Source organism: Flavobacterium sp. (genome assembly GCF_036405015.1).
In the GTDB taxonomy this organism is placed as follows: Bacteria; Bacteroidota; Bacteroidia; order Flavobacteriales; family Flavobacteriaceae; genus Flavobacterium.
Map to the genome: position 1 here is coordinate 1 of NZ_DASWYK010000182.1, position 17335 is coordinate 17335.

At 32.9% G+C, this 17335-nt stretch carries 9 protein-coding genes; 8 read left to right on the forward strand and 1 reads right to left on the reverse strand.

Annotated elements, in window-relative coordinates; translation table 11 throughout:
• The first annotated feature begins 121 nt into the window (after positions 1 to 121).
• Positions 122 to 760: a rhomboid family intramembrane serine protease gene (locus VGE71_RS15365; protein ID WP_331139129.1), complete on the forward strand. Its 639-nt coding sequence runs from the start codon at positions 122 to 124 to the stop codon at positions 758 to 760.
• 51 nt (positions 761 to 811) lie between these two features.
• The gene (locus VGE71_RS15370; RefSeq protein WP_331139130.1) at positions 812 to 1501 is read left to right on the forward strand and encodes an SIMPL domain-containing protein; all 690 of its coding nucleotides are present in this window, start codon (positions 812 to 814) and stop codon (positions 1499 to 1501) included.
• Positions 1502 to 1565: 64 nt separating this feature from the next.
• Here VGE71_RS15370 and VGE71_RS15375 read toward each other — a convergent pair whose 3' ends face one another.
• Complete coding sequence (locus VGE71_RS15375) at positions 1566 to 2936, reverse strand: HAMP domain-containing sensor histidine kinase (protein ID WP_331139131.1); 1371 nt, start codon at positions 2934 to 2936, stop codon at positions 1566 to 1568.
• 326 nt (positions 2937 to 3262) lie between these two features.
• On the opposite strand from VGE71_RS15375, the gene VGE71_RS15380 reads away from it, so the two are divergent.
• The 6 genes from VGE71_RS15380 to VGE71_RS15405 all read left to right on the forward strand — a co-directional run bounded on the left by VGE71_RS15380 (position 3263) and on the right by VGE71_RS15405 (position 17326).
• Positions 3263 to 4243 carry a YheT family hydrolase gene (locus VGE71_RS15380; RefSeq protein WP_331139132.1) on the forward strand — a complete coding sequence of 327 codons (981 nt, stop codon included), beginning with the start codon at positions 3263 to 3265 and terminating at the stop codon, positions 4241 to 4243.
• Positions 4244 to 4354: 111 nt separating this feature from the next.
• The gene (locus tag VGE71_RS15385; RefSeq protein ID WP_331139133.1) at positions 4355 to 8050 is read left to right on the forward strand and encodes a two-component regulator propeller domain-containing protein; all 3696 of its coding nucleotides are present in this window, start codon (positions 4355 to 4357) and stop codon (positions 8048 to 8050) included.
• Between the two features lie 177 nt (positions 8051 to 8227).
• Entirely contained in the window at positions 8228 to 11197 is a 2970-nt protein-coding gene (locus tag VGE71_RS15390) for a TonB-dependent receptor (RefSeq protein WP_331139134.1), read from the forward strand.
• 16 nt (positions 11198 to 11213) lie between these two features.
• Positions 11214 to 12956, forward strand: coding sequence for a RagB/SusD family nutrient uptake outer membrane protein (locus VGE71_RS15395; protein ID WP_331139135.1), 1743 nt, complete (start codon positions 11214 to 11216; stop codon positions 12954 to 12956).
• A gap of 273 nt (positions 12957 to 13229) precedes the next feature.
• Positions 13230 to 15023, forward strand: coding sequence for an alkaline phosphatase (locus tag VGE71_RS15400; RefSeq protein WP_331139136.1), 1794 nt, complete (start codon positions 13230 to 13232; stop codon positions 15021 to 15023).
• Positions 15024 to 15061: 38 nt separating this feature from the next.
• On the forward strand, positions 15062 to 17326 hold the full coding sequence (locus tag VGE71_RS15405; RefSeq protein ID WP_331139137.1) for a GH92 family glycosyl hydrolase: 2265 nt from the start codon (positions 15062 to 15064) through the stop codon (positions 17324 to 17326).
• Positions 17327 to 17335: the final 9 nt, after the last annotated feature.

A 17335-nucleotide genomic window follows, 5' to 3' on the forward strand; every position in this document is an offset into this window, starting at 1 on the left:
AAACTGCATGTAAATTTTTTTTACAAAGATAAATTAAAAATGATTAGTGATTGATATTTTGCTTTCGTGCTAACATATCTTTAAGAATGAGTATATTTACAATTCACAATAATTAAGATTTATGAATATCATTTTAGTAGGTATTATAGTTGCTAATGCTGTTATTAGTTACAAAGGTTTTAATGATCTTTATTTTTTTAGGAAGTATGAATTTCATGTAGGAAGCATTCGTTCTGGTGAACAAATTAGGATGTTGACTTCGGGCTTTTTGCATGTTGACATGATGCATCTTATATTTAACATGCTGACACTCTACTTTTTTGCTCCAGTTGTTTTAGGCTGGCTCGGAACTTTTTCTTTTGTTCTGATTTATTTTGGAAGTTTGATTTTTGGAAATCTCCTTACCATGTTATTCCATAAAAACGATTATAGTTACCGTGCTGTTGGGGCGTCGGGAGCTGTGACAGGAGTTTTGTATTCTGCCATATTGTTGCAACCTAATATGATGTTGGGAGTGTTTTTTGTTATTCCGATGCCGGCATATATTTTTGGAATTGTGTATTTATTATACTCTATTTATGGTATGAAAGCGAAGAATGATAATATTGGTCATACAGCGCATTTTGGTGGCGCTATAGGCGGTTATTTGATTACTTTAATAAAACAACCTTCTTTACTTACAGATAATACATTAATGGTAATTTTATTGGCGATTCCGATTTTGATACTTTTTGGAATGGCAAAATTGGGAAAATTGTAATGCTGGCATAACTTTTGAAAAGCCTTTAGTAAATATTAAAATTTAACAAAAATGAAAAAACTAGTATTATTTTTAACAATCATGTTTATGACTATGTCTTACGGCCAGGAAATCAAACAAATACCTCTAATCAATGTAAATGGGGAAGGAAAAGTAAAAGTAGCACCTGATCAAGTTTGTATTTCAGCTACGGTTGAAACAAAAGGGAATAATGCTAAAGACGTTAAAAAACAAAACGACGAAAAGATGGATGCTGTTTTAAAATTCATTAAAAAAATGAATGTTCCAACAGCAGATTTCAAAACAAAACAAGTTTCTCTAAATCCGCAGTACGATTATGAGAAAAAGAAAACTTCTTACAATGCTACACAAACGGTAGAAATTGTAGTTAAAGATTTAGCGAAATACGATGAATTGATGGAAGGTTTGGTTCAACAAGGAATTAACAGAATTGACAGAGTTTCTTTTGAATCATCTAAATTAGCGCAATACCAATCTGAAGCAAGAAAATTAGCGATGAAAGATGCTAAAGTAAAAGCAGAAGAATATGTATCTGTTTTAGGACAGAAAGTAGGTAAAGCTTTTACAATTTCAGACAATTCTCAAGTGTATCATCCACAGCCAATGTATGCGGCTATGAGAATGAAAGAAGCAGATTCTATGGGAGCTTCTAATGAAACTTTAGCAATTGGCGAAATCGAAATTACTGCCAATGTGAGTGTAAGTTTTGTTTTAGACTAAAAAATCTAAATACCAATATTTAAAATCCAAATTCCAAATTAACTGGGATTTGGATTTTTTTATTTTAAACATTTTTTAATGGTAAAGTAAATTTGAAAGCACTTCCTTCTCCAGGTTCGCTTTCTACCCAAATTTCGCCATTGTGGAGCTTAATAAATTCACTACAAAGTAACAATCCTAGTCCGCTTCCTGTTTCATTTTCGGTTCCTTTTTGGGTAACTTTTCTATTAATTCTAAACAGGTTTTCTTTTATATAATCTGGAACTCCAATTCCGTTATCTGTAATAGAAATCTTTGCTTCCTGATTTATTTTAAGGAGTTTAATTTTAATCTCACCGTTTTTGTCTGTAAACTTAATGGCATTACCAAGTAAATTACGTAAAATGGTGCCTATCATATTTTGATCTACTTCGGCTTCTATAAGGTCAGTAGATTCCAATACAATATTTATATTTTTGTTCAAAGCAGCATTTTTGGTGAGTTCAATATTTTCTTTAATTAATGTATTTAAGAGAACTTTTTTAGGCGAAAACGTAATCATTCCAGTTTGCACTTGTGACCATTCCAAGAGATTTTCAAGTAGTTTGTAAATATTTTTATTGGAGTCATGCAAGGTTTCTGAAATCTCTTTAATTTCTTCCCGATTGTATTGTTCCATATTCTCCAATAAAATTTCTGAAAGCGAAACTGATGAGCCAATTGGACCTCTTAAGTCATGAGAAATAATAGAAAAAAATTGGTTTCTGTCGACCAATAGTTTTTGAATTTTATTGTCTTGTTTTTCTTTTACTAAAAGCAAAAATCCAACAATTCCAATTAGAGTTAAAAGAAGCAAACAAATGCTGTACAAACTGTCTAAATTATCATTAGCAATAATAAGATTTTGTGGTTCCAGATACCTGTAAACCGTTCGTATAAGAATTAGAATTTCAAATCCGATATAACAAAGAACATAAAAGGTCTTAAAGAAACTTTTTTCTTTTTCTAAAAAATAAATGATAGTAGGAAGTAGATAAATAGCAAAAACGCCAGCTCCACCAATTACCACTCGAGTATTCATTGTGGCTCCTAAAAACGTAAATATGTTGAAGACAATGATTGCAACAGTGGTAATGGCTATTTGAATTCGATATTCTTTTTTAGCATTTGCTTTTATCAGAGATAACATGGCTATAGTTTCATAGCAACAGGCAGCAAAAATCATCGAATTTGCAATGTTAATCGAAGCAAAATCACTAATGATATTTCGTAGAAGAGCCAAAATCCACGCAAGGGTAAGTACCAATTTTCCAACACCGAACCATTTTAAGATTTTTCTATTATCGATTGTAGCATAAGAGAAAGAATAACTGAAAATGAGAATGCAAGTAAAAAAGTTTCCCCAAAAATAAAGAAGAAAGATGGTTTTGGGATCTACTGGTAAAAGTTGGAACATTATTAACTTAATCGTGATTAAAAATCGTGGACGCAAATGTACGCATAAAAGACAGAGAGGATTATACTTTTATATTAAAGCTAATGTTAAATTAGCGAATAAATATGTTATTTGTCGTATTTTTTAGACTTTTTATCGATAATTTATGATATTATACTAAAGTTAACACGTAAAATTTTATAAAAAATGAACAGTCAGAACGTTGTAATTTGCTAGTTGTAATTTGGTAAAAAGAAATAGTGAAAGATTAAAATAAAAAAAGACAGTTTAACTTTACATATAACAAGATTTCTTAAATTTGTAATACACCATAAAATCTTTCTGTTATGCCAATAATTGAACAATCAGAATATAATTTTCCTTCTATTATTCATCGTAACAGGCATATTTCTACTATTTATGCGGCTTTGATTAAGAAGTTTGATGCTCCAGGGTATATTAGAGAGAAACTGGAGTTAAATGATGGCGATTTTATCAATATCGATTTTATTATAAATGATCCCAAAAAGGCTGTTATATTATGTCATGGTTTGGAGGGAGATTCGAGAAGAACTTATAATAACAGCTGTGCGACTTATTTTCAGGAAAAAGGTTTTTCGGTTTTTGCATGGAATAATCGTACTTGTGGAGGCGAAATGAATCGATTGCCAAGACTTTATCATCATGGTGCGGTCGACGATCTTAATGAAGTAGTTCAGTTTGCTTTTCAGAAAGGATTTGAAGAGGTTTATTTAATCGGATATTCAATGGGAGGTGTTCAACTTTTGAATTATTTAGGATGGACAAAAATTGATTCCAGAATAAAAGCTGCTGTCTCGATTTCTGTTCCCACTCATATTGCAACAAGCGCCGAAGTGCTTAAACAGGGCTTTAATAAAGTTTATTTAAAGAACTTCACAATTGATATCAAAAGAAAGCTGAAATACAAAGCGGCACAATTTCCAGATTTTATAAATCGTGATCAAATTGATAAGATTTCTACTTTTGATGAAGTTGATCAGTATTTTACAGCACCGCTTCACGGTTTTGCAAGCCGTGATGACTATTACCAACGTGTTTCTCCAGAATTTTCTCTTAAAGATATTACAACTCCTGTTTTAATTATTAATTCACTAGATGATCCTTTTTTAGGGGAAAGATGTTATCCGAGAGCGATAGCTCAGGACAGTAATTATGTATATCTTGAAACACCAAAATATGGAGGACATTGTGCTTTTCCACTTAGAAATTCAACCTATTCCTACGCAGAAAAAAGAGCGTATGAATTTTTTAAATCTTATAATTTTACGGAAACTAACCAAGCTTAGGAGCTTGCGGTAAATTGAAGCTTGATTCCTTAATGCTTCATTTTTAACTTAACATACATTTTATAATTAGGTAAACTTGTGATTGTATCCTTGTAAGTTAAATTACAAGCGATGACTAGGATAGTACTATTTTTTTACTTTTTTACAATATACTCATTTGGACAACAGATTAAATTCGAAAATTTTACTACAAATCAAGGATTATCCAATAATTCGGTAGTTGATATCGAAAGTGGAAAAGACGGAGGATTGTGGATTGCCACCTGGGATGGTTTAAATTATTTTGACGGATACAATTTTAAAATATTCAAGAATAATTTTAATGATCCTAAAACGATTTCCAGTAACTATATCATGAAATTGAGAAAGGATTCGGAAGGACAAATTTGGCTTATTACAAATGAAGGTCATGTCAATAAATATGTTGGAAATGAAGAGTTTAATGAGTTTAAGTTCAAAAGTAAACCTACCGATCTTCATTTGTCTCATAAAGGAAATATTGTAGTACAGACTGGTGCAAAGTATTATGAGTTTAAAAATAAATCGTTTGTCGAAATACCTCAGAACAACATCAGAAAAAATGATTTTAAGAGCCTTAAAAATATTCTTTATCGAAAATATCCTAACATCATTATTAATGACATTTTAAAAGATAAAGCTGGAAATATTTGGTTTGCTACACGAGAAAATGGCTTGTATATTATAACAAATGAATCTGATGAAAATAATATACAGCATTTTACATCCGATTTATACGCTCCTTATTCCTTTAAAAACAATGAAATAGAAAGCCTTCACGAAGATGATTTTGGAAATATTTGGTTAGGACAAAAAGACGGCGGATTAAGTATGGCATACAGTGGTTCTGAAAAAATAAATTCGGTTATGCCACATCCAGTCAAAGAGCCGAATCTTCCAAATGAGACCATTAGAGCTGTGACAAAAGACAATAAAGGGAAAATCTGGTTGGGTTATTATACAAGAGGACTTTACAACTATAATGAAAATAGTCATTTTTTTGAAAAGTTTAAAATTGATAAAGCCGCTACAAATGCGGATTGGGAAAGAATTCGAACTTTATTTACGGCAAGCGACGGAACAGTTTGGGCAGGAACGTACAAAGGAATTCTAAGAATTTCAGATCACAATGTTACAAGTTATGAAAGCAGTGCCATAGAAGGAATGCCAATTAACAGATGTTATTCTATTTATGAAGATCAAAACAAACAACTCTGGATGGGATGTTGGGAAGGGCTCGCAAAATTTAATTTGATATCTGGAAAATTTGAGAAGTTTAAAGGGCAAGAATTACTGAATAAAAGCCATATACGATGTGTTAAGAAAAACAATCAGAATCTAATATTGTCTACAGAAAATAATGGTGTTATTGTTTTTAATTTGACAACTGGAACACTTAAAAAAATAACGACAAAACAAGGTATTTTAGGGAACAGTATTTATTCGGTTTTTGTTGATAATGAATCTGATAATTACTGGATTGCTTCTTTGGGTGGTGTAACTATTTATAACAAAAAGAATGGCGTTGTAAAAAACATTACAGAATTTGACGGATTGCCAAGTCATATGGTTTACGGACTTATAGATAATGGCGATAAGGTTTGGGTAAGCACTACAAAAGGAATTGCTTCTATTGATAAGAAAAACTATTCTGTAACTCCCTATAATCCTGATTTTGGATGGCAGGCAACCGAATTCTCTGAAGGAGCTTATTATCAGGATTCGAAAGGGGTTTTGTTTTTTGGAGGTGTAGGCGGACTTAATTATTTTAATCCAAATAATATACAACCGAATAATTCAATAGCAAAAATAAAACTTAAAGTAGATGGAAGCGAAAATTATGCAACAGCTATTGAAAAAGGGTTTACAGATAATGAAATAAAAATCGAGGTTATTCCAATTTTGTTTCCTACTGGTAAAACGAATATTTATTACAAACTGGAAGGAAAAGATAAAGACTGGATTTTATTACCCTCAGACAAGAAAATAACGTATTCTAATCTATCATCCGGAAATTACAATTTATTGATAAAACAAGGAAAAGACGGAATTGCTGAGCCGGCTTTTTTTACGCTTCATATTACAGAAGCTTTTTATGAATCTATTTTGTTCTACATCTTATTATCAGGATTGATATTAGTGGGGTGTTTAGTGGCGATGTATCTTAAAAATAAAACCACACTTGCACAGCAAAAGTACATGGAAGAACTTATTAAAGCCCGTACTGCTGTAATTGAAAATCAGAAAAAAAACCTGGAAGAAATTAATGCAGAACTTGATCAGAAAAATAAAAAAATTGTAGAACAAAAAGAAAAGCTTTTGATTCTGCACAGCAATTCAAAAAATGGAAATTTTGAAATTGAAAAGTTTAAGTCTTTTATGCTGGCTGAATTTCAGGATCCGATAGCTAAAATAATTAAGACCTCGGGTACTTTAAAAAAAGATACAGAAACACAACGTATTTTGATGTCAGAGTCGGGTAAATTGGTCAATCTTATTTCTGAATGGAATTATCTAGAACATGTTAAAGATTTGGGACCTGTAAAAGAAACGGCTGTAAATTTATATCCTGTTTTAAAAAACAAGGTAGAAAAACTAAAAAAAGATTCACAATTAAACGAAGTAAATTTTAGTTGTGAAATCGACAATAAAGATTGTTTTGCTATTGTAGATGTATTGCGTTTAAAACTTTCGATGTTGTACTTTTTTAACGATTTGAGTAAATATTCAGATAAAGACAGTACGCTCCGAATAATGATTACTTATGAAAATGGTTTTATAGAAGTAAAAGCAGTTTCAGACAGTATTATATTAAAAAATAACTGGGACAACATTTTACATTACAGTCCTTATTTTAGAGCGCTTGAAGTTTTATTGCAGGATTTGAAAGGAGAAATTATTTCGTCGTCTGAAGAACAATTTCAGGCAAAATTGCGCATTCCGGTCGAAATTGTAGATTCGAATGCCAATTTTAAGGAAACAATTTCCTGGAAGAACTTTAATTATCAGGATCAGTTGTCTGCAGATAAAAAATGCCTTTTGGTTTTTGGAGATCCGTATAATAATATTGCTGCCAATCAGATTTTGGAAAGTGATAAATACAATTTGATTTTCGAAAGTTCAATATCGAACCTAAATGCTATCATCAAACAGATTGAGATTTCGGCTTTGGTTTTTTATCAGGCAGAATTCTCCAGAGAGCTTATTAACTTTTTAAAACTAAATAAAGAAAATAACGCTGCAAAAATTCCTCTGATTTATGTTTCTGAAAATATTAATTATGAAGAGGACGAGCAATTATTAGAATTAGGCATTGATACGCATATTAAATTACCAGCTAGTGTATCCTTTATCAGTAAAAAGATAAATAGGTTAATTAATCAAAATATTGAGCCTCTTAAAGAGTACAAAATTCAGCAAAAGATATTTGAGATTCTGACGGAAGATAACCAACATATTACACCAAATGAAAAGCTTTTAAAAGAAGCTTTAGAAATCATAAAAGAAGAACTGCAAAATCCTTCGTTTAATGTCGAAATGCTGGTGGAGCAATTAGGAATTTCGAGAGTTAAATGTTATCGCTTGTTTAAAGAAACTTTGAATCAATCTCCTTCAGATATTTTAATGTCACTTCGATTGCAGAAAGCCGAGGTATTATTAAAAACTAAAAAATTAAACATCTCCGAAATAAGTTTTGAATGTGGTTATAACGATCCAAAATACTTTGGACGTTCTTTTAAAAAGTATTTTGGTAAAAGTCCGAAGGAATATAAAGAATATTCTTTGTAGCATTTTTGTTAGCCCTGTATTTGCAGAAAGTTAGCCTAATGTTAATGAACAAAATTCACCCTTTTTCGGTGTTAATTCTATCCTAAATTGAATTAAAAGTCCTCTTTTCAAAAACAAAAATCCTCCCTTTGGAGGTATCGTTAAGATACTTTTGGCAAAACAAAAAAAGTATTTTAAATGAAAAAAATTTATGCATTTCTAATTCTTGCCTTCGGATGTATGTCATACTCCTATGCGCAGATTAATGTATCAGGAATTGTAGTTTCTGATGTTGAAAAAGTGCCGGTTCCCGGAGTCTCTGTTTATATAAAAGGAGAACCAAAAGGAGCTGTTACAACAGATTTTGATGGAAATTTTAAAATTAAAGCACAACAGAATGAAGGTGTTTTGGTTTTTTCTTACGTTGGATTCCAAACAAAAGAAGTTTCTTTCTCAGGTACTCAAAAATTAACTGTTTCTCTAAAAGAAGAAGTGAGTACTTTAAATGAGGTAGTAGTAGTAGGTTACGGTTCTCAAAAGAGATCTGATGTAACGGGAGCTATTTCTTCTGTAAAAAATGAAAATTTTAATAAAGGAGTTGTTGCCAACGCAGGACAATTGATTCAAGGAAAAGTTGCTGGGGTGAATGTTGTTGCAGCTAGTGGTGAGCCAGGAGCTAATCAGGATATTATTATTCGTGGAGTTGGAAGTTTACGTTCTGGAACAACACCGCTATATGTAGTTGACGGATTTGCATTAGATAATTCTGGTACTGGTGTTGCTTCAAACCCTTTGAACTTTATCAATCCGCAGGATATCGAAAGTATTGAGGTTCTTAAAGATGCATCTGCTGCAGCGATTTATGGTGCAAGAGGAGGTAATGGTGTAATTGTAATTACAACTAAAAAAGGATCAAAAGGACAGAATAAAATCAACCTTTCGATGACAACGGGAGTTTCAACATTAGCAAACAAAGTGAATGTTTTTAGCGCTGATGAATTTAGAAGACAAGTTGCTGCCGTAAACGGAAACTTGCAAGATGGTGGAGCGAGTACAGACTGGCAAGATGAATTGACTAGAACTGGAGTTTCTCAAAACGTTAACTTATCGATGAGCGGAGGAACGGAGAAGTCAACTTATGCAGCATCTTTAGGTGCAGATAATCAACAAGGTATTTTAAAAAATAGTGATTTGAAACGTTATTCTGGACGTTTGAATTTAACTCAAAAAGCATTAAACGATAAGTTTAACATTGCTTTTAACATGACAGCAACAAAACTTGAAAATTCAAGACCAGATGCGAGAGGTGTTGTTGGAAGTATGTTGACAATGAACCCAACTGATGCAGTTTATGTAAATGGACAGCTTAATACAAACCTAAGTAATGATGCTGTAAATCCTTTAATTAGCCAGAGAATTTATTCTGACGAAACTGTAAACAATCGTATTTTAGCGAATATTTCTCCATCTTATGAAATTATAAAAGGATTAACTTATAAATTTAATTTAGGTGTTGATTATTCTATGTCTGAAAGAGACATTCAAGTGTTGCCATACACTACGAATACGAATACAACAGAAAGTACTTTAAACAATATTACTACTAATAATAGTAATACTTTATACGAAAATACCCTTACGTATAATTTTAATGTTAAAGCTCATAATTTCACAGTTTTAGCTGGTCAATCTTACCAAAAAACTCAGATTAATCAAAAGAATTATAACTTTAGAGGATTCCCAGATAATGGTGTTGAACCAAAGAATCAAATTGGAGCTGCAACTGAGCTTAGAAGCAAGTTTTCGACTGCTGTAGAGAATGAACTTCAGTCTTTCTTCGGAAGATTAAACTATGGATATGATAATAAATATCTTCTTACTGCGACCCTTCGTGCCGATGGATCTACTAAATTTGGTACAAACAATAGTTACGGATATTTTCCATCTGTTGCTTTGGGATGGAATATTACAAAAGAAGATTTCTTAAAAGATTCTGAAACGCTTAATAATCTTAAATTAAGAGCAAGTTGGGGACAAACTGGTGTTCAGGAAATTCCTTCTAAAAAGACGAAAACTAGTTATACAGAAAGTATTAACGGATATGATACTTATCCATTAGACCCATCTGCAACAGCTGTTGGTGATTATCCTTACGGTTCAATCTACACTCGTTTAGCTAATCCAGATTTACAATGGGAGGTTTCAACACAAACAAACATTGGTTTAGATTTTAGTTTATTCAATAATAGACTATCAGGTACTGTTGATTATTTCAACAAAGTTTCAGATAATATTTTATTAGAAGTAACACCTGTAGATCCTATTCAGCCTGCATCAACGTACTGGACAAATATTCCTAATATGGAAGTTGTAAACAACGGTATTGAGGTTGCTTTAGATTACAGTAGTGATAAAAGTAAAGATTTTTCTTATAGCGTTGGTGGAAACGTATCTTTTACAAAAAATAAAGTAAAAAATTCACCTTACAAAATATTGACAACTGGAGCTGCACAAGGAGGCGGACAAACCAATGCAACTATTAATGGAGTAATTAATGGACAGCCAATAGGTTCTTTTTATATGCTTGATTTTACAGGAATTGGTGCTGATGGTTTAAATCAATTTGCAGATACCAATGGAGATGGTTCTATTCTTGACAATGACCGTATCGTTGCTGGAAGTGCGTTACCAGATTATGTTTATGCATTTTACCTGAACTTGAAATACAAGAATTTTGATTTCGGAGCTAATTTTAACGGAGCTGGAGGTAATAAAATTTACAACCACGTTGCGATGACTTCTTTCAACAGAGGTAATTTGGCAAATTCATTTAATACTACAGACAGAGCTTCACAATATTTAAACGAAGCTTCTACGAACTCTAATACAGTTTCTACCAGATATTTGGAAGATGGTAGTTTCTTAAGATTAAATAATGCAACTCTGGGTTACAATTTAAGTCCAAAAACAATCGGACTTGGTGATGTAATGGATAACATTCGTCTATCAGTTACAGGACAAAATTTATTTGTAATCACAAAATACAGTGGTTACGATCCAGAAATTAATACTGGAACTCCAGTAAGTGAAATTCAGTCTTTTGGTATTGATTATTTCAGTTACCCAAGAGCGAGAACCATTGTATTTGGCTTAAACGTGGCATTTTAATCAAAAATAAAAAAACATGAAAAATAAAATAATAATAGCAAGTCTTACATTCAGTTTGTTTTTTAACTGGAGCTGTACTAGCTTAGACGAAAAAGTGCTGGACGAATCTTTAAATGGAGCCGGACAAGCAGAAGCAATCAGTGGTGCAATTGCTCCCGCTTATGGACAATTAAAATCAACTTGGTATCATACAAACAATTTTGGTTTGCAGTTAATTGCCAGTGATGAAGGTATTCTACCTTACAGAGGAGGAACAGATTGGTATGATGGAGGTAAATATTTAGCGGTACATGCTCATACTACAACAGCTACTAATGACTTGGTAACAAGTACTTGGAATGCGCTTACTAAAAATATTTCTAGAGCATTATCTGCTATTGAAGTACTAACTCCTCTTGCAGAAGCTGGAAATACAGAAGCTAAAGGAGCGCTTTACGAAATGAAAGCTTTAAGAGCTTACTTAAATATGCAGACGCTAGACAGTTGGGGAATTGTATTTAAAAAAGAATCTTCAGCTAGTACTTCAGAAATTCTTAGAGGTCAAGACGCAGTTTCTTATATCGAAAATGAATTATTGTCTGTTGCAGACGTTATTAATACAGATAAAGGACCTGGAAGAATGACACAAGCAGCAGTTTGGGGACTTCTTGCAAGATTGAATTTAAATGCAGCCGTTTATCGTGATCCTTATGGAACACCTTCATTTACAGCTGCTGATATGGATAAAGTTATTAAATACACAGATAATATTATCAACTCAGGAAAATTCAGTATGTCTCCTGAATATTTTGACTTGTTTGATGATTCTAATGATAAAAATAAAGAAATCATTTTTTCAATAGATCAACGTGGAGTTTTAGCTGATGAGCACAACCGTTGGGCATACTGGTCAATACCAGGTTCAATGTTCCCTAGACCAGAATCTATTAATGCTGACGGAACTGACGGTCCAGCTATTACATCAGATTTTTACCAAACTTGGGTTGATGCTTACGGATCTGTAGATCCTGCTAATGCTGATTCAAGATTTTATAAAAATAATGCTAAAGTGCCAGATAACTTAAAAGATCTTACAGGGCTTTCTCCATTAAATGATGAAAATCACTATTACTGTGTAAAAGCTGAAGAGTTTGAAATTGACAGAGGAATCATGAGAGGTATTCCTTGGGCTGCAAGAAAAGATAATAATGGTGCTTTTTATAGATGTGATACTGGATACAGAATCTATCCAGTTAAACAAATTAAAGGAAACGGACCTGATAAAAATGTTGGATACGTAAACCTTACTTTGAAAGTTGATTTTACAAAAGAAGGAAGTATGCACTATTCTGGTTACAGAGTTTCTAAATACCAATTCAGCCATACTTCTCCTGACGGAAATACATTTAGTAGTGTAGATATGGTATTGTTAAGATATGCTGAAATTTTTATGATGCGTGCTGAAGCTAAATTGAGAAAAGGAGATAACGCTGGTGCACTTGCTGATATGAATACAGTAAGAACTTCAAGAACGGCTCGTGCTCCAATTCCTGCTGCACTTCCAGCTATCAGTTTAGATATTTTATACAGAGAATATGGTTTTGAATTTTACTGGGAAGGTTTAAGAAGAACTACTCAAATTCGTTTCAGCCATTTTGAAGATAAATGGACTGAAAAAGCAGATGTAGATCCAAACAAAAGATTGTTCCCAATTCCTCAGGTAGCAATTGATGGAGCTTCTAACGTACCAGGATATTTAATTCAGAATAAAGGATACTAGTTTAAGTTTGTTTTTTTACGTTAAGTGTTGAAGACTGCTCTTTGTTTTATTTATTTTTTATAAGTAGGCAGTCTTCTTGTGTTAGTTGTTAAAAGCAGGGGAGTTTTGAACTTTTAAAACCCCCTGTTTTTTTTAATTCTAATTTTTAATTTTTTGAAAAGAATTTGTTTGGATTAAAAATCTGAACTGACAATTCTTTTTTTATTTATTGCCCTTTTTGCCCCACTCCCAATCTACCATTTTGTTCATTCAAAATACATTAATATAATCCAAATGAAAACATCAGTTTTATTCATCTGGTTGTCCCTCTTTTTTTGGGGAACACCGGGTAAGTTGCATTCTCAAAATCCGGTTAAAATACATTCGCACAACGATTACAATCAGGTAATTCCATTTTGGGATGCTTATTCAAACGGAGCCTCGTCTATAGAAGCAGATATTTTTCTAAAAGATAATAACTTATATGTTGCTCATAATGAGAAAGAAATAACTCCTGCAAGAACTTTAGAAGATTTGTATTTAAAACCGTTAGAAACGGCTCTAAAAATGAATTATAAAAAAGAGCAAAATTTATTTTTACTTATAGACATTAAAACAGAAGCTGAAGCAACTTTAAGCAAGCTTATTTCGATTTTAAAAAAATATAAAGCGATAATTGACAATAAGGATGTTAAAATCATTATATCTGGAAACAGACCTGATGCTGAAAGCTATACAAAATATCCATCTTTTATTTCATTTGATTTTCAGGAATTAGGAAAATCTGTCTCCAAAGAAAATTGGGAAAAAGTAGCGATGATCAGTGTCGATTTTAAAAAATACTCGGTTTGGAATGGCTTAGGAAGATTAACTCATGACGATTACAATAAAGTAAGTGCAGTTATTGCTAAAGCTAAAGAAACCAAGAAACCGTTTCGTTTTTGGGGAACTCCAGATACAAAAAGTGCATGGAAAGTGTTTTTGGAATTGGGTGTAGACATCATCAATACAGATTCTCCTTATAATTGTGTTCAGTATGCAAAGGCTTTACCTAAAAGACTTATAACGGCAAGTAATACTTCGCAAGTTTATAAACCAACTTATAAAACCGATCAAAAAGAAGTTCCTGTTAAAAATGTTATTCTTTTAATTGGAGACGGAAATGGTTTATCTCAAATATCTTCTGCTGTTTTGGCCAATAAAGGAGCATTATCTGTAACACAATTAAAAAGTGTTGGTTTTATCAAAACACAATCTGCAGATGATTTTACAACAGATTCTGCGGCGGCTGGAACTGCATTGGCAACAGGTCAAAAAACAAATAACAGAGCCATTGGAACCGATAGTTTAAAAAGACCAATTGCCAATATTATGGAAGTTTTACAAAAGAAAAACTACAGTACAGGTATCATTACAACTGATGAAGTAACGGGCGCAACTCCAGCATCTTTTTATGCTCATACAGAAGAAAGATCAAATACAGAAATAATTGCTAAAGATTTATTGAAAAGTAAATTGAATTTATTTGTTGGAGGTGGGGCTTCTACTTTTAAAAATACTTCAATTAACTCTAAATTTAAAGTATTGAATTCCGTTAAAGAATTAGAAACAGTAGCAAACGATACCATTGGAGTTTTTATTTCTGAAGGTAGAGTTCCGTCAGTTTTAGAAGGTAGGGGAGAATTATTAGCAGACGCTACAAAATACAGTCTTGATTTTTTAAACAAAAAGAAAAAACCTTTTTTCCTAATGGTTGAAGGAGCACAAATTGATAGTTTTGGACACGTAAATAATGTTGGCGGAATAGTAGCTGAAACAATTGATTTTGACACTGCCATTAGTCAAGCGCTTATGTTTGCAGATAAAAATGAAGGAACTTTGGTTATTGTTACAGCAGATCACGAAACTTCAGGATTTGCTATTCCGCAAGGAAATGTAAAAAAACGAATAATTGAAGGTGATTTTATAACTAATGATCATACGGCGACAATGGTTCCTATTTTTTCTTATGGACCACATTCGCAAGATTTTCAAGGTGTTTATGAAAACAATGAAGTGTTCACTAAAATACTTTCATTATTAAAATAAATTAAGAGTAGCTTTTAATACTCAAGAAATCAAAAGGAATGAAAAATACTAAATCTCTCATTTTTTCAGCAATCACTTTTCTTTTTGCCTTAAACAGCAATTCGCAAACCGTTCATCAATTCGTCGATCCAATGATTGGTTCAGAAGGTGTGGGAAGAGTTTTCGTAGGACCATCATGTCCTTACGGAATGGTAAAACCAAGTCCAGATTGTACTTCAAGTCCGAACAGTGGTTGGCTTCCAATGCCGAAAGAAGTAACAGGATTTAGTCAGGTTCACGTGAGTGGAACAGGAGGTGGTCCGAAATACGGGAACATCCAAATTATGCCTTTTTCTGGAGCTTTGGATAAAATGGATCAGACTTCTTTCAGAGCAGAAGAAAACGTGAAATTGGGTTATTATGAAACGGTTTTCAAGGAAAATAATATTAAAACTGAAATTACGACAGGAGAGAAAGTTTCATTTTATAGAATAACCTATCCAAAAAATAAATCAAAAGAATTAAAAATTGATCCAGGATTTTTCTTGGGAGAAGAAAAGATTCCAGATGGAAGAGAAGCCCAGCAGTTTGTCGGTTCTCAGATTGAAATCGTTTCAGATACTGAAGTAAGAGGTTACAGCCGAATCCGCGGAGGATGGAACAACGGTCGTGCTTACACCGTTTATTTTTGGGCGGTTTTCGACCAGCCGATTGCAAAATTCGTTACTTTCAAAGATGGAAAATTTTACAATGAAAAAGCGCAGTTTGATTCAGGAAAGAAAACAGGAACACTGCTTTCTTTTGGAAATGGAAAAGAAGAACTGAATGTGAAAATCGGAATCTCATTTTTAAGTGAATTAAAAGCAAAAAACAATATAGAAGTTGAGATTCCGCATTGGAATTTCAATGAAGTTTTGAAGACTTTAGAAAACAAATGGGAAAATCTGTTGAGCAGAATCCAGCTTTCTAAAGACACTTCAGACGAATACAAAAAAATGTTCTACACAGGTTTGTATCACACGATGATTATGCCTGTGAACCGAACAGGAGAAAATCCGTTATGGACGAACGATGAACCGTATTACGATGATTTTTATACGATTTGGGATACTTTTAGAACGTCAAGTCCGTTAATAACACTTATCGATTCCAAAAGAAAAGTTGAAATCATCAACGCGATGTTGAACATCTACAAACGTGAAGGTTACATGCCTGAAGGAAGAAGCGGAAATGATAACGGAAGAACTCAAGGAGGATCAAACGCTGAGGTTGTAATTGCCGATGCTTTTGTGAAAAACCTGAAAGGAATTGATTACGAACTGGCACTTAAGGCAATGCTAAAAGATGCCGAAGTTCCTCCAGGTGGAAACGAAGAAAAAGAGGGAAGAGGCGGATTAATTGATTATCTAAAATTAGGCTACGTTCCTTACGGCACCGATCGCGCAGGAAATAGAACCATCGATTATGCCTACAACGATTATAATATTGCAACGGTAGCCAAAGGTTTAGGAAAAACAGAACTTTACGAAAGATACATCAAACAAGCCGACAACTGGCAAAATCTGTGGCGTCCCGATTATGAGAATAATGGAGCAAAAGGATTTATTATGCCAAAAGACAAAAACGGAAACTGGCTGGATGATGTTGTTTTTGGAGAATCAAAAATCCAGAAACCGACTTTTAAATATACACCGGTTATTATCGAATCGCCTTGGTATGTTTGCCATTGGTGTGTGTTTTTCTACGAAGGCAATTCATGGGAATATTCATTGAGCATTCCGCATGATATTCCGGAGTTGGTTAAAAAATCAGGAGGAGAAAAAGCTTTCGAAAACAGATTAAATACTTTGTTTGATTCGAAATTATACAATGTGGCCAACGAGCCATCATTTTTGACTCCTTGTTTGTACCATTGGATTGGGAAACCGTATTTAAGCAGTGACAGAATCAGAACGATTATTAAAAACAGTTTTAATGCGTCTCACAACGGACTTCCAGGAAACGACGATTCAGGAGCGATGTCTTCATGGCTGGCTTTCCACATGATGGGATTATATCCGAATGCAGGACAGCCGTATTATTTGATCAATACACCTTTGGTAACAGAAAGCACCATGCAGCTGGAAAATGGCAAAAGTTTCAAAATCACAGCCAAAAAAATGAGTGAGGAAAACAGATATATCAAATCGGCTTCATTAAACGGAAAAGCGTTCAACAAAGCATGGATTTCTCATGATGATATTATGAACGGCGGAGAATTGATTCTAGAAATGGATTCAAAACCTTCAGCTTGGGGAACAACGATTTTACCTCCAAAAAAATAAAATGATAAA